Annotated in this window: 14 protein-coding genes, 1 tRNA gene and 1 riboswitch; of the genes, 9 read left to right on the forward strand and 6 right to left on the reverse strand. The window is 67.6% G+C overall.

The genetic code is table 11. The annotated features are described in order from the left end of the window. Nucleotides 1-61 precede the first annotated feature (61 nt). Genes ACFWBU_RS07945 through ACFWBU_RS07960 form a run of 4 tightly spaced genes read left to right on the forward strand, consistent with a single transcriptional unit; the run spans nt 62 to nt 3630 of the window. A complete protein-coding gene (locus ACFWBU_RS07945; protein ID WP_169621343.1) occupies nt 62-1153 on the forward strand; it encodes a serine hydrolase in 1092 nt (363 codons plus the stop codon). Continuing rightward, on the forward strand, nt 1150-1632 hold the full coding sequence (locus ACFWBU_RS07950) for a helix-turn-helix transcriptional regulator (protein WP_169621344.1): 483 nt from the start codon (nt 1150-1152) through the stop codon (nt 1630-1632). Before ACFWBU_RS07945 ends, ACFWBU_RS07950 begins: the two co-directional genes overlap by 4 nt. Before the next feature lie 18 nt (nt 1633-1650). After that, on the forward strand, nt 1651-2076 hold the full coding sequence (locus tag ACFWBU_RS07955) for an HIT family protein (protein ID WP_169621345.1): 426 nt from the start codon (nt 1651-1653) through the stop codon (nt 2074-2076). A 45-nt stretch (nt 2077-2121) separates the two neighbouring features. Then, the gene (locus tag ACFWBU_RS07960) at nt 2122-3630 is read left to right on the forward strand and encodes an MDR family MFS transporter (protein WP_169621346.1); all 1509 of its coding nucleotides are present in this window, start codon (nt 2122-2124) and stop codon (nt 3628-3630) included. A 6-nt stretch (nt 3631-3636) separates the two neighbouring features. Here ACFWBU_RS07960 and ACFWBU_RS07965 read toward each other — a convergent pair whose 3' ends face one another. Next, entirely contained in the window at nt 3637-4740 is a 1104-nt protein-coding gene (locus tag ACFWBU_RS07965) for an alpha/beta hydrolase (RefSeq protein ID WP_378527980.1), read from the reverse strand. A gap of 173 nt (nt 4741-4913) precedes the next feature. On the opposite strand from ACFWBU_RS07965, the gene ACFWBU_RS07970 reads away from it, so the two are divergent. The 3 genes from ACFWBU_RS07970 to ACFWBU_RS07980 all read left to right on the forward strand — a co-directional run bounded on the left by ACFWBU_RS07970 (nt 4914) and on the right by ACFWBU_RS07980 (nt 6469). After that, the gene (locus ACFWBU_RS07970; RefSeq protein WP_169621348.1) at nt 4914-5120 is read left to right on the forward strand and encodes a hypothetical protein; all 207 of its coding nucleotides are present in this window, start codon (nt 4914-4916) and stop codon (nt 5118-5120) included. Between the two features lie 74 nt (nt 5121-5194). Then, nucleotides 5195-5261: riboswitch (guanidine-III (ykkC-III) riboswitch) on the forward strand. An 11-nt stretch (nt 5262-5272) separates the two neighbouring features. Next, nucleotides 5273-5587 (forward strand): DMT family transporter, encoded by a 315-nt coding sequence (locus ACFWBU_RS07975; protein ID WP_378527981.1) that lies wholly within the window; start codon nt 5273-5275, stop codon nt 5585-5587. 51 nt (nt 5588-5638) lie between these two features. Next, entirely contained in the window at nt 5639-6469 is an 831-nt protein-coding gene (locus tag ACFWBU_RS07980) for an ABC transporter (RefSeq protein ID WP_378527982.1), read from the forward strand. A gap of 22 nt (nt 6470-6491) precedes the next feature. Here ACFWBU_RS07980 and ACFWBU_RS07985 read toward each other — a convergent pair whose 3' ends face one another. Together ACFWBU_RS07985 and ACFWBU_RS07990 are read right to left on the reverse strand one after the other, a co-directional pair. After that, nucleotides 6492-7361 (reverse strand): ribokinase, encoded by an 870-nt coding sequence (locus ACFWBU_RS07985; protein ID WP_169621351.1) that lies wholly within the window; start codon nt 7359-7361, stop codon nt 6492-6494. Nucleotides 7362-7398: 37 nt separating this feature from the next. Next, on the reverse strand, nt 7399-8010 hold the full coding sequence (locus ACFWBU_RS07990) for a TetR/AcrR family transcriptional regulator (protein ID WP_169621352.1): 612 nt from the start codon (nt 8008-8010) through the stop codon (nt 7399-7401). A 128-nt stretch (nt 8011-8138) separates the two neighbouring features. Between ACFWBU_RS07990 and ACFWBU_RS07995 the strand changes: the two genes are divergently transcribed. Further along, nucleotides 8139-8612 (forward strand): general stress protein, encoded by a 474-nt coding sequence (locus ACFWBU_RS07995; protein ID WP_169621353.1) that lies wholly within the window; start codon nt 8139-8141, stop codon nt 8610-8612. Nucleotides 8613-8863: 251 nt separating this feature from the next. Here the strand turns inward: ACFWBU_RS07995 and ACFWBU_RS08000 are convergent. Beyond that, nucleotides 8864-8935: transfer RNA gene (locus ACFWBU_RS08000), tRNA-Thr, on the reverse strand. 118 nt (nt 8936-9053) lie between these two features. On the opposite strand from ACFWBU_RS08000, the gene ACFWBU_RS08005 reads away from it, so the two are divergent. Then, nucleotides 9054-10622, forward strand: a complete 1569-nt coding sequence (locus ACFWBU_RS08005) for a threonine/serine exporter family protein (RefSeq protein WP_346765123.1) — start codon at nt 9054-9056, stop codon at nt 10620-10622. Nucleotides 10623-10653: 31 nt separating this feature from the next. Here the strand turns inward: ACFWBU_RS08005 and ACFWBU_RS08010 are convergent, their stop codons facing one another. Then, entirely contained in the window at nt 10654-10887 is a 234-nt protein-coding gene (locus ACFWBU_RS08010) for an MbtH family protein (RefSeq protein WP_072702139.1), read from the reverse strand. Beyond that, nucleotides 10884-12272, reverse strand: a complete 1389-nt coding sequence (locus tag ACFWBU_RS08015) for a lysine N(6)-hydroxylase/L-ornithine N(5)-oxygenase family protein (RefSeq protein ID WP_378527983.1) — start codon at nt 12270-12272, stop codon at nt 10884-10886. The genes ACFWBU_RS08010 and ACFWBU_RS08015 overlap by 4 nt, the downstream gene beginning before the upstream one ends. Nucleotides 12273-12479: the final 207 nt, after the last annotated feature.

A 12479-nucleotide genomic window follows, 5' to 3' on the forward strand; every position in this document is an offset into this window, starting at 1 on the left:
ATTCCGGAATCTTGTAGTAGCGTCCACTCACCGAGTAGCGACAGGACAAAGAGGAGTTCCCATGGCGAGTAGGTCGATCCCGTGCGTTGCCATAGCCGTGGCACTGACCCTGACCGGCTGTGCCGGTGCTGCCGCGGAGCCCGATTCCGCGGGCGCAGCCCCTGTCCCCCGCGCCGCCGACTGCGAGGCCGTGCCCGAGGCCGACGTCACAACGGCGGAAGGATGGATCGGCTACGTCGCCGAAAACACCGACACGGTTGCGATCGCACTGGACGACGGCAAGGGCACCGTCCTCGACCACCGCAGCGACGAACCGCACCCACTCGCCTCCGCGGTCAAGGTGGTGCATCTGGCTGCGTACGCGCAGGCCGTCGCCGAAGGCCGGCTCGACCCCCTCGAGCGGGTTCCGGTCACCGAGTGGGAGCGCTGGTACCTACCGAATACCGACGGCAACGCACACCCCGCTGCTCTGGAACGGCTCGACGCCACCGGTCCGGCTGCGGTGGTCACGCTGGACGAGATGGTCACAGCCATGGTTCGCGAAAGCGACAACGCGGTGCCCGACTACCTCCGCGACAGGCTGGGCGACGACGCCCTCACCGCAGCAGCAGCGCGAGGTGGCTGGTCGGACTTCCGGCCACCGACGATGCTCGGCACCACATTGGCACTCTTCGATTCCTCGCTGGACGAAGCCGCGGTGTGGCCTGCCGCCCGCCGTTACGCCGACGATCCTCGCTTTCGAGACGAGATCATGAGCGCCGCACAACTGGGCGACGACGTGTTCGCCGACGTCGACCGCATCCAGCGTTTCGGGAATGCCGGGTCGGCTGCGGACCTCGCCCGACTTCACCGAGCCATCGCCGACGGATCGTTCGGACCGGGCGCCGACATCGCTCGCGAGCACCTCGAATGGCAGCCCGCACCCGAGGGATTCGCAGGCGTGGGATTCAAGGGCGGGAGCTTACCGGGCGTGCTCACCGAAGCCATGACCTTCCGCCGGGAGGACGGGAGTATCGCGACGGCAGTGCTCCTGAGCGCGGGGATGTCGGAGAGCGAGTACACGAGCGCCCTCGAGTCGCTACCCCACCAGCAACTCTTGGCTGCCGCAGCGAACGACCCCGCAACCGCGGAGCGGATACGCTGCGCGATGTGAACGACGCATACGAGGCCCGGCTCACCGACCTCGAACGGCGGGTGCACGACCTGGAGGCCGGAGCGACCCCGGCCGGTACCCGAACAGCGAGCGACACGCCCGCACCGGACGCCTCCGGCCGGGTCGCATACAGCGGCACAGTCGCGCTGAACGGGAACATCCAGTGGTCCATCGAATACGACGCCGGTGCGGTTCTGTCGCTGGATCCGGCGACAGTGGCAACAGTCCTCGACGCACTCGGCAGTTCTGCACGCCTCGCCATCGTCCGGACCTTGCTCCGGGGTCCCGCCACCGCCGCCGAACTCCAGGACGCGACCGAGTTGTCCTCCGCGGGGCGGCTCTACCATCACCTGCGGGCCTTGTCGGCGGCGCGGATCGTCGAACAGGAAACACGCAGCCGCTATCGCATCGCACCGGAAAAAGTGGTGCCGCTGCTGGTGCTCGCCCTGGCCGCCGCAGATGTCGCCGAGCGTCTCTGATCCGCCTATCCTCGCCCTATGGCTTCCGTGTTCAGCATGATCATCTCCGGGGAACTTCCGGGCAGGTTCGTCTGGCAGGACGACGACGTCGTGTCCTTCCTGACCATCAACCCGCTCACCGAAGGGCATGTGCTCGTCGTGCCCCGGCAGGAAGTCGACCATTGGCAGAGTGTCGACGATGAGCTGTGGGCGAAGATCAACGGTGTCGCACGGATCGTCGGCCGGGCGGTGTCCGCCGCGTACGACACGCCGCGAACCGGTCTGGTGATCGCGGGCCTCGAGGTGCCGCACCTGCACCTTCACGTGTTCCCCGCCCACTCGCTCGACGACTTCGACTTCGCGAAGGCTGAGAAGGATCCTTCCGCGGAGTCCCTCGATCGGGCACAGGAGAAGATCCGTGCGGCGCTCCGGGAGATGGGCCACGGCGACAACGTTCCCGCCTGACGGGACGCCCGGAACAAGTTTCCCCTCCCGTGGGTTGAGACTCACATGTCTTCACACCCGCCACACTCTCCAGAACGTCCGGCCGGCTCCCTTCCCCCGGGAGCCGGCCGTCTGATCGCCGTACTCGTCGGCGCGGCCTTCGTGGTCATCCTGAACGAGACGATCATGAGCGTCGCTCTTCCCAAGCTCATGATCGAGTTCGACGTGGGAGCGGCAACCGCGCAGTGGCTCACCACCGCGTTCATGCTCACGATGGCGGTGGTCATCCCGGTCTCCGGATACCTCATGACGCGCCTGGCTCTGCGGACCGTGTACGCCGTGGCGATGTCCAGCTTCCTGCTCGGCACCTTCATCGCGTCCGTGGCGCCGGTGTTCTGGATTCTGGTTCTGGGCCGCGTGGTTCAGGCCGTGGGTACGGCCCTGATGTTGCCGCTGTTGTTCACGACGGTGCTCAACGTGGTGCCCGCCGAGCGGCGTGGCCGCATGATGGGCGTCATTTCGATCGTGATCGCCGTCGCCCCCGCGACGGGCCCGACGATCGGCGGTGTCGTACTCGACCAGTTGACGTGGCGCTGGATGTTCTGGCTGGTCCTTCCCATCGCGGCGATTGCCACGGCACTCGGCGTCAAGTGGATCCGGAACGTGACCGAGCCGCGCGCGATCCCGCTCGACGCGTTTTCGGTAGCGCTGTCGGCATTCGCGTTCAGCGGTCTCGTTTTCGGCCTGAGCAGCATCGGTGAAGCCGCCGAAGGCGACCCCCTCCTTCCTCCGTGGCTTCCGTTGGCGGTCGGCATCACGGCGCTGGTGATCTTCGTGGTCCGCCAGATCAGGCTCGGGGACAATGCGCTGCTGGACCTGCGCGCCTTCCGTACGCCGTCGTTCGCCCTCGCGGTCGTGCTCGTGTCGATCAGCATGATGTCGCTCTTCGGAACCCTGATCCTGCTGCCCATCTACCTGCAGAACGTTCTCGGGCAGTCCACCCTGGCGACCGGCCTGATGTTGCTGCCCGGCGGTCTGGCCATGGGCGTGCTCGGTTACGTGGTCGGGCGCCTGTTCGACCGCTTCGGGCCGCGCCCGCTCGTCGCGCCCGGCGCCGTCGTCGCGAGCATCGCACTGTGGGGAATGACGTCGTTCGGCACCGAGACGACGGTCGGCACCGTCATCGCCTGGCACGTCGTGCTCAACATCGGGCTCGCGATGATGTTCTCGCCGCTCCTGACCTCCGCGCTGGGTGCGCTCCCCCAGCGGATGTACTCGCACGGCAGCGCCATTGTGAGCACCATGCAGCAGGTCGCCGGCGCTGCCGGGACCGCACTGTTCATCACCGTGATGACGCGCACGACGGTCGCGGGTGCCGAGAGCGGCGCCGATCCCGTGGCCGCACTGGGCGACGGTGTCCACGGCGCACTCGTCTGGGGTGCGGCGATCTCACTGATCGCAGTGGTGGGGGCGTTCTTCGTCCGACGGCCCGCCACGACGGTCGAACCCGTGCCCGAGCAGCCGCAGTCCGCGGACCTCGCGCGGCGGGAGCCTGAGACCGAACCGGTGGGCTGATACCGGCTATGCGTCGGCCGGTGCTGCGTCTGCCGCATCGGCCGGCGCGGTGTCGCCGGGTGACGGAACGTCGCCGTGCGGGTTCTCGAGGAACGCGGCGAGTTCTGCCCACGACGTGGTGCGCGCACGGGCACCGGTGAGCATCCCCAGGTGCGTGCCCGGTACCTGCACGAACCGCACCCGTGCGTTCGGCAGCAACCGGGTAACCGGTTCGACGGCCGCGGTCGGCGCGAGGATGTCCTCTGTCCCGGCGAAGGCGAGCACCGGAACCGTGACGTCGGCCAGGTCTACGATCCGCTCGCCGAGGTGGAGCGCCCCGGACGACAGGTCGTTGGCGACCGTGATCCGGGCGAGCTGACGGAACGCGCGGCCCGCATAGCCGTAGATCTGCTCCTGGAAGCGATCCACGAATTCCATTCGCCCCAGCTTGTCCGCATCGGTGATGTTGGAGGCGATGAACCACGGCCGCGTCAGTTCCCGGTCGAGCGCGGTGATGCGGTACGCGGCCTGGACCAGCGGAGCCGGAACGCCGCCGAACACCGCGTCGAGAACGTCGATCGCGGGCTCCGCGCAGATCTTCCCGGCCAGCCGCAGCGGCGCCATCACGGGAATCTTCGCGAAGTCGAGCGGACTTCCGAAGGCGGCGATGGACCGCACCGGCAGATCGGGATGCGCGGCGGAGGTGAGCAGCGCCATGGCTCCGGCGATACTCCAGGCGACGACATCCACATCGCGGCCGCCGCACAGTTCGGATACCCGGTGGATCGCGTCGGGCACGATGTCGTCGATCCAGTAGTCGAGTCCCAGGTCGCGGTCCTCGGCACTCATCTCGCCGTATTCCACGACGAAGACGCTGCGGCCGAGGCCGGCGAGATACTGCACCAGGCTCTGGTCCGGCATCAGGTCGAAGCACGCGGGCGACGCGGCGAGCGGCGTCACCAGAAGAACCGGATCACCGCCGTCGTCCTCGGCGCCGAACCGGCGCAACGTCCGGTGCGGTCCCTGCCCGACGACAACAGAGGGCGTCCGGTGAGGTGCCGCGACTCCGTCTGCGACGAACAACGACCACGCGTTGTGGACCGCGCGCGTCACCGAGTCCGTGATTCCCATGAGATGCCTCCGCTGCTTGCTGAACGGTCCGGGTTCCAAGATCGTATGGGCACTCGGCCCGGTCACAGCGCCCGACCGGGCGGCACTTGCTGGGAAGTTGTCGACTGCGACGCGCAACACGCCAGGGGACCCGCCTCGAACGACCTGTCCGTGGCGAGTGCTATCAAAGGACTATGACGTGTAGGGAGTGCGACAGCCGAATCGACCATTGCCACGGGTCGTTGATCCTGCACTCGGCGGTGGAAGTCGAGTGCACCGACGACACCTGCGTGGACCTCTCGATCGTCCGGCATGCGCTGGTCGCCGAATGCACCGACCTCGTCGGCGGATGCGCATGCACCGCGGTGGTCGAGGAGTCGGAGATGCTCGTCGCGTCCTGACGCCGTTCGTGGTCCGACGCGTCACATCCGGCGGTGACGGCTTGCCTCCCGCCTCGAGTCTTCATAACCTGCCGGTAGGGGCTGTCATCGGTTTCCCCCGGACGAGCGCACCGTACCCGGCGAGCGACAAGACGGTGTAGGAGCGTTGCGTCATGGCCTGGATCGTTCTCGTCCTCTCCGGTGTTCTCGAAGCCGTATGGGCGACCGCCCTCGGCAGATCGGACGGTTTCACCCGGCTCTGGCCGACGGTGATCTTCGGGGTCACCGTCGTCGCGAGCATGGCCGGCCTTGCTTACGCGATGCGCACGCTGCCGGTAGGCACGTCGTACGCGGTGTGGGTCGGCATCGGAGCAGCCCTCACCGTCGGTTACGCGATGGTGACCGGCACCGAGTCCGCCACACTCGTGAAGTTGTTGCTTATCACCGGAATTGTGGTGTGCGTCGTGGGTTTGAAGCTGGCGCACTGACCGATCCACGACGTCCCCTGAAGTCGGCTGCGGGGCGGTTACAGTGACCCCATGAGCCTCGGTTCCACGCTGGCACTCCCCCTCCGAGTCGGTCTGTCCGTAGCCGACACCGCACTCGGGATCACCGAAGCAGTCATCGGCACAGTCCGAATCGCGGTGTCCCCACAGACGTATTCGGCGCTCGGTGCCGTGGGTTTTCCCGACGCACGCAGCTCGATGGGGCTGTTGCAGCAGATCTCGACCCTGACTTCCGAGGATCGCGGACTCGGCCAGGCGCTGCGCCCCGGCGGGCCACTCGATCGTCTGCTGGAACCGGGCGGGCCCGTCGACCGGCTCACCGCTCCGGGCGGACTACTCGACCGGTTGCTGGTGCCAGGCGGAGCGCTCGATCGCCTGACCGCTCCCGGCGGGCCGCTGGACCGGGTCCTCGCCGACGACGGCGCTCTCGACCGATTGCTCTCGGACGGCGGGTTGCTCGATCGGTTGACGGCGTCCGACGGGCCTCTCGAACGACTGCTGGCGCAGGACGGAGCCGTGGAGCGGCTGACGTCGCCGGGCGGGATCGTCGACGTCGCGACCCGGCCGGGCGGTGTCGTCGAGCGGGCGTTGGCGGAGGGTGGCGCACTCGAGGTGTTGCTGGCCGAGCAGGGTGCCCTCGACCGGCTGCTCGCCCGGGGCGGCCCCCTCGATCAGATCGTCTCGCTCTCCGCCACTCTCGCGGAGTTGACGCCGGGAATCATCAAGATGAACGCGAGCGTCGACATGCTTCAGGAAACCGTCGAGTTGCTGCGCGGCGCGGTCGGTCCGCTCGGCGACCTCGCGGGCAGGCTGCCCGGACGATGGCTACGCGGCAGCAAGGGCGAATTGATGCCGCCCACGTGACACGCTCCGGCGTGTCGGCCGGTCAGCGCTGGGCACGGTGCGATGCGACGAGGATCGCCGCGGCCCTCGCGGCCTCGTGTGCTGCGGCAAAAAGGTCGTGGCCCGTACCGAGCAGCGCGGCCAGGGTTCCCGCGAAGTGGTCGCCCGCACCGGTCGTGTCCACCGCACGCACCCTCGGAACCGCGATGCGTTCGACGTAGTCCTCGGTGGCGACCACCACGTCGTCCGCACCCCGGGTGATCACCACGGTCCGGACGCGTTCGAGGAGCCTGGCGACGATCTCGTCCGGGTCGTCGCCCGCGGAGGCATCCGCGTAGTAGAGCGCTTCGCTCTCGTTCACGACGAGCGGATCGGCGTCGGCGAGGACGTCCTCGCCGAGCGGGGCAACCGGGCTGGGGTTGAGAACGAACCGCCGGTGATGGGCACGCGCCCACTCGGCGGCGGCCGCCGTCGCGGCGGGCAGCAGTTCGAGTTGGGTGAGTACGACCGCAGGGTCCAGCGTGTCGAGCGCCGCGGTGACGTCGGTGGCCGACACCTTCGAGTTCGCTCCGGGTATCACGATGATCCGATTCCGGCCGTCGTCGGTCACGACGACGATCGCACGTCCGGTGGGCACCTGGACGCTGAGCAGGTGGTCGGTGTTCACGCCCGCGGCCGCCTGCGCGGAACGCAGCGCAGTGGCGGCACTGTCGGATCCCACGGCGCCGACGACGGCGGTAGGAGCGATCCGTGCGGCGCCGATGGCCTGGTTCGCGCCCTTGCCGCCCGGATAGGTGTCGAGGCGTCGGCCGAGTACGGTTTCGCCTTCGTCGGGCGCCCGCGCAACCGTGGCGGTCAGATCCAGATTCAAGGATCCGACGACGGCAACCACACAGCCCTGAACGTCTGTCACCTTCTCGACCCTACGGACGGCGTGTCCGCCGAGCGACTCAGTGCTCGTGCGCGTCCGGTTCGAGTTCCGGGCACATGGCGTGGACGACACCGTCGGCCCACGACTCGCTCACCTCGCCGTGACGGAGGTACGCACCGAGATACGAACCGACGAGCATGGACACCGCGGTGTCGATGTCGAGGTCGGCGCGGACCGCACCGGCGTCGACAGCGGCGCGAAGCACACCGGCCACCACGTCGCTGCGGGCATTGATGATCTCCCGGAACGATTCTGTGAAGTCCGGATCCTCGTCGATGAGTACCGCACCCACACTGCCCATGCCCATGTCACTCGCCAACGCGCGGCGGACCTGTTCCAGCGTCCACTTCATCCGGTCGTAGACACACAGACCGTCCGGCACACACGGCGTGATCGCCTGCGAGTCCAACGCTGCGTCGAGGATCTCTTCGCGGTTGGCGTAGCGCCGGTAGATCGTCGTCTTCGCTACACCGGACAGGGCGGCGACCGCCTCCACGGTGACGCGGTGGGGTCCGTGCACACGCAGGATCTCCAGCGCCGCCCGCATGATCCGCGCATCCGTTCCCGCGCGTGCCTTGCCGGGGCGTCGCGGCGATTCGGACACCGGATCTGCGTCGGTATCGACCACCATGTCACTCCTTTTCAGGCGAGTATGCCCCGCATGATCCTGAGTGTCTCCGAAAAGAAGACCCGAATCAAACGCTACGAAACGCTACGCTACGCTATACGTATCGTTACATTCACATCGAGGAGGAACGTATGACTGAGATCTACGCACCGACGACGGGCTATGCCACCGATTCGGAGACCCTTCTCGAGAGCTATCGCACATACGAAGCAGTCGAGCGGGCCATCGACCACCTCTCCGACGAGGGCTTTCCGGTCGAATACCTGCGCGTCGTGGGTCAGGGAGTGACGACCGTCGAGAGCATCGAAGGCCGGATGACCAACGGCAAAGCGGCACTCAACGGCGCGGCCGCCGGCGTGTGGACGGGCCTGCTGTTCGGTTTCCTGCTCGCCCTGTTCCTCCCGGCCACCAGCATGGCGGCCATCCTCCTCGCCGGCGCCGCCTTCGGCGCGGTGTGGGGCGGAACCCTGGGATTCGCGGCGCACTGGAGCACCGGCGGCCGCCGCGACTTCGTCTCCCGCAAGAGCATCGAGGCAGCCCGCTACGACCTGATGGTCGACAGCGACTTCGAAGACCAGGCGCGTCGGAAGCTCGCTCTCCGCTGACCTGCCCCCTCATCCACCGTGCTCCGCCCCCGCCCCTGTGGCGGGGGCGGAGTCGTCTTGCAGCACCGACCGGGCTGTGAGATCCCACACCGCGCGTGGTCGAAGCGGGGTGCGGATCGAAGGGCCGCTTCCGCCGGGCGCAGGCACTCGCAGCCTCGTCGACCTCGAGGCCGACCCTGCCGCGACCACCGGGGCGTCATGTCGAAAAAAATAGGCCGACCTGCAGTTATCTGCAGATCGACCCACTCTCGAGCCCCCTAACGGGATTGAACCGTTGACCGCTCGCTTACAAGGCGAGTGCTCTACCGCTGAGCTAAGGAGGCAGCGAACGCCGCCCATCATATAGGTCGTCCCACCTCCGGCGCACACCGCCCGTTTCGTTACGGTGGAACGCATGCGTACCGCCCCACCTGTCTCCGCCCGTACCGGAGGTGGCGGTCAGTGAGCCTGCTGGGCGATGTCCTGGACCGGACCCTGGGTACGCGCCGCGCGACCATCGACGCGGTCACCGCAGCACCCACGCCGCTGCAGCCGATCGACCTGACCGACGACGCGGTGGTCGCCGAGGCGCTCGATGTCGCGGTCCGCGTCGGCGAAGTTCTGCTCGCCTCCGGCACGGGCGCGATCGACACCGCAGAGCAGGTCCGGTTCGTCGCCGCGACCTACGGCCTCGCGCAGTGCGACGTCGATGTCACCTACAACTCGATCGTGCTGTCCGCTTATCGCGGGCAGACGATGCCGCCCGCGAGCACGATGCGCGTCGTGCACTACCGCTCGATGGACTTCACGCGGCTGGCCGCGGTCGACCGGTTGACGCGCCGAATCCGCCGCGACGCGATCTCCCCGGCGCAAGCCCACGAGGAACTGCTCGCGATTACCTCGGCGGCCCACCCGTACAACCGCTGGGTCGCGACGATCGCGTGGTCGGGGATGGCCGCGGCGATCTCGGTGCTCCTCGGGGGCGACGCCCTGGTGGCTCTCGTCGCCTTTGCGTCGACGTTCGTCATCGACCGGGTCAACCGCGCCCTCAACCACGCCGGTCTGCCGTTCTTCTTCCAGCACCTCGTAGGCGGCATCATCGCAACCGCCCCGGCGATCACGTTGTACGGGCTACGGGAAACACTCGGCTTCGAAGTGTCCCCGGGGTTGATCATCGCCGCCGGCGTCACCGTGCTGTTGTCCGGTCTGTCGCTGGTGGGTTCCGTGCAGGACGCGATCACCGGAGCCCCGATCACGGCGTCGGCCAGGTTCTTCGAAGTACTCATGATGACGGGCGGCATCATCGCCGGCGTCGCGACCACCCTGCGCGTCGCGGAGGTGTTCGGCGCCGAACTGCCGTTGATCAGTTACGCGGCACTGCCGGATCTCACCCAGTTGCCGACGAAGATCCTGGCCGGTGCCGCCGCCGCCGCGTTCTACGCACTGGCGTGTTACGCGGAGCGCCGCGCACTCACCGTCGCGGCCCTGGCCGGAGCTGCCGGCAGCCTGGGCTATCAGCTGGCGCTCGGGCTCTCGCTCGGTCCCATTATTTCCTCGGCGGTGGCGGCCACCGTCATCGGCTTCGCGGGTGGCCTGATGGCCCGCCGTGCCCTCACCCCGCCGCTGGTCGTCGCGGTCGCCGGCATCACTCCGCTGCTTCCCGGTCTCGCCCTGTATCGCGGTCTGTACGCGATGCTGCGCAACGAGATGAGCATCGGCATGACCGCGCTCTTCGCGGCATTCGGTATCGGCTGCGCACTCGCGGCCGGAGTCACCCTCGGGGAGTGGCTCGCGCGGCGCACCCGCAACCCGCGAAGTATCCTCAAGGTCGGGTCGCTGCGCCGCCCGCAGTTGCGCCGGATCCCCCGGATCAGGCTGGAGAAGAAGCGTGCGATCCGGCCGGCCCCGACACCGGTGACCGGCCCGATCCCCATCACGGACACGATCCCGATTGTCGACGCCGCGGCAACCGAAACAACGAGAGCCACGCTGCGCCTCGGTTGGCGCGGGCGTGACTCTCGCAGAATGTAGAAGTATTCGGTGTATCAGCCGTGACGAAGGGTCAGCCCTGACGAGCCTTTTCGTCGGCTTCCATGGCATCGCGAAGGCTCTTCGGACGCATATCGGTCCAGTTCTGCTCGACGTATTCGACGCACGCGGCACGCGACTCTTCGCCGAATACCACCCGCCACCCCTGCGGAACCTCGGAGAAGGTCGGCCACAGCGAGTACTGCTCCTCGTCGTTCACGAGGACGTAGAACCGGCCGTCCTCGTCGTCAAATGGGTTCGTGCTCATCTCGCCTCACTTGTTGCGTAGGTGTGATGGTCCGGAATCCTATCAAGTTCACCGACAACACCCAGGGCTCCGGACATCTTCAGTTCCCGGCGACCGAGGACGGAAGCCAGGATTTCTCCTGCTCGTACCGCCGCGTTCGACAACAGCGACGAGGTCAGGCCGTGTGTCTTCTCGGTGCCGCCCTGCAGGTAGATGTCGGCATCGATGTCCTCCGGCGTCGGCAGCCGGTAGTCACGGTCGACCGACAACACCGGCCCGTCCGGCGCGAGGTCGCCGAGGAGCGGAGTGAGCGGCGCGGGCTCGAAACCGGTCGCCAGGACCACCGCATCGCACATCAATGTCTCGACGGCGCCGTCCAGGTTGTTCCGGACGTCGATCTCGATGCCCGCGGCGCTTTCCGTGGTGGAGACGATTTCGGAGGCGCGGCGCATGAACAGCCGGCGACGCCCACTGACCCTTTCCCGGTACTCGGTGGCGTAGAGCGCCTCGATGAGTTCCGGGGCCACGACGGAGTAGTTGGTGCCGCGATGAAGAGTGAGCACCCGCTCCCGCTCCGCGGGCGACGCTCCGTGGAGTTCGTCGACTGCCGAAGGATCGAAGATCCGGTTCGCGTACGGGCTGTCGTCGGCCGGGCTGTAGCCGAACCGGTTGAAGATGCTGTGGACTTCGGCCTGCGGGTAGTGGGCGTGCAGGTATTGCACCACCTCCGCGGCGCTCTGTCCCGCCCCGACCACGGCGAATCGCTGATGCGCCGGCTCGGGCATCGCGTCCAGGTGGAACAGGAACTGGTGGTTGTGAAAGCACCGCACCGATTCGGTGGCCCAGCGCGGGATCTGCGCCCGGAGCCCGACACCGACCACGACGCTGCGCGCATGGACCACGCTGCCGTCGGCTGCGTGGATCGCGAACAGATCGGCTACGCCGTTGTGGTGACGGACCGCTTCGACGGCAGTGATCTCGGTTCCGTACCGGACATCCGCGGTGACACGGTCGGCGGCCCACCGCAGGTAATCCTGGAATTCGTGCCGGGTCGGAAAGAACGTCTGGTGGTTGACGAAGTCCGCGAGCCGCCCGCGCTCGTGCAGGTACGCGAAGAAGCTGTAACTGCTGGTGGGGTTCCGGAAGGTGACGAGATCCTTGGGAAAGGCGATCTGCATGGTCGCGCCCTCGAGGATCATCCCCGGGTGCCACGCGAAGTCTGGTCTCCGCTCGAAGAAGGTGGCACGCAGCGGTGAGGCCGGATCGGCCGCATTGTGTTCCTCGATGGCGATGGCCAGAGCGAGGTTGGCGGGGCCGAAGCCGATTCCGACGAGGTCGAACACGTCCCCTCGAGGTTCGTCCGGATTCTCCGAATCACCTGCGGTAGCGCTGGATCGGTCGGTCATCACTCAACTTCCGTACTCGGGGGCGCGAGCCCAGGTCCGTCGACCAAAGCTCTGAGAATGTAGCTCAGGCTAACCTTGGTTGAGCGAGCCTACCAAGGGTCGACCGTCCATGGGGGACTCCGAACCGCCGGACTCCCACCATCTTCCGGACACGGCTGCCGCCCTTCCCCGGACGGACGCGAGCGCGGTGGGATCGAAGTCGATCCC

Origin of the sequence: Rhodococcus sp. NPDC060084 (assembly GCF_042730335.1) — a bacterium.
Classification (GTDB): domain Bacteria; phylum Actinomycetota; class Actinomycetes; order Mycobacteriales; family Mycobacteriaceae; genus Rhodococcus.

Bases quoted from the DNA above. Each gene is read 5' to 3' on its own strand.
- ACFWBU_RS07960 (WP_169621346.1), top strand. From the start codon at position 2,122: ATGTCTTCACACCCGCCACACTCTCCAGAACGTCCGGCCGGCTCCCTT.
- ACFWBU_RS07980 (WP_378527982.1), top strand. From the start codon at position 5,639: ATGAGCCTCGGTTCCACGCTGGCACTCCCCCTCCGAGTCGGTCTGTCC.
- ACFWBU_RS07990 (WP_169621352.1), bottom strand. From the start codon at position 8,010: ATGGTGGTCGATACCGACGCAGATCCGGTGTCCGAATCGCCGCGACGC.
- ACFWBU_RS07975 (WP_378527981.1), top strand. From the start codon at position 5,273: ATGGCCTGGATCGTTCTCGTCCTCTCCGGTGTTCTCGAAGCCGTATGG.
- ACFWBU_RS07965 (WP_378527980.1), bottom strand. From the start codon at position 4,740: ATGGGAATCACGGACTCGGTGACGCGCGCGGTCCACAACGCGTGGTCG.
- ACFWBU_RS07945 (WP_169621343.1), top strand. From the start codon at position 62: ATGGCGAGTAGGTCGATCCCGTGCGTTGCCATAGCCGTGGCACTGACC.
- ACFWBU_RS08010 (WP_072702139.1), bottom strand. From the start codon at position 10,887: ATGAGCACGAACCCATTTGACGACGAGGACGGCCGGTTCTACGTCCTC.
- ACFWBU_RS07995 (WP_169621353.1), top strand. From the start codon at position 8,139: ATGACTGAGATCTACGCACCGACGACGGGCTATGCCACCGATTCGGAG.
- ACFWBU_RS07955 (WP_169621345.1), top strand. From the start codon at position 1,651: ATGGCTTCCGTGTTCAGCATGATCATCTCCGGGGAACTTCCGGGCAGG.
- ACFWBU_RS08015 (WP_378527983.1), bottom strand. From the start codon at position 12,272: ATGACCGACCGATCCAGCGCTACCGCAGGTGATTCGGAGAATCCGGAC.
- ACFWBU_RS07970 (WP_169621348.1), top strand. From the start codon at position 4,914: ATGACGTGTAGGGAGTGCGACAGCCGAATCGACCATTGCCACGGGTCG.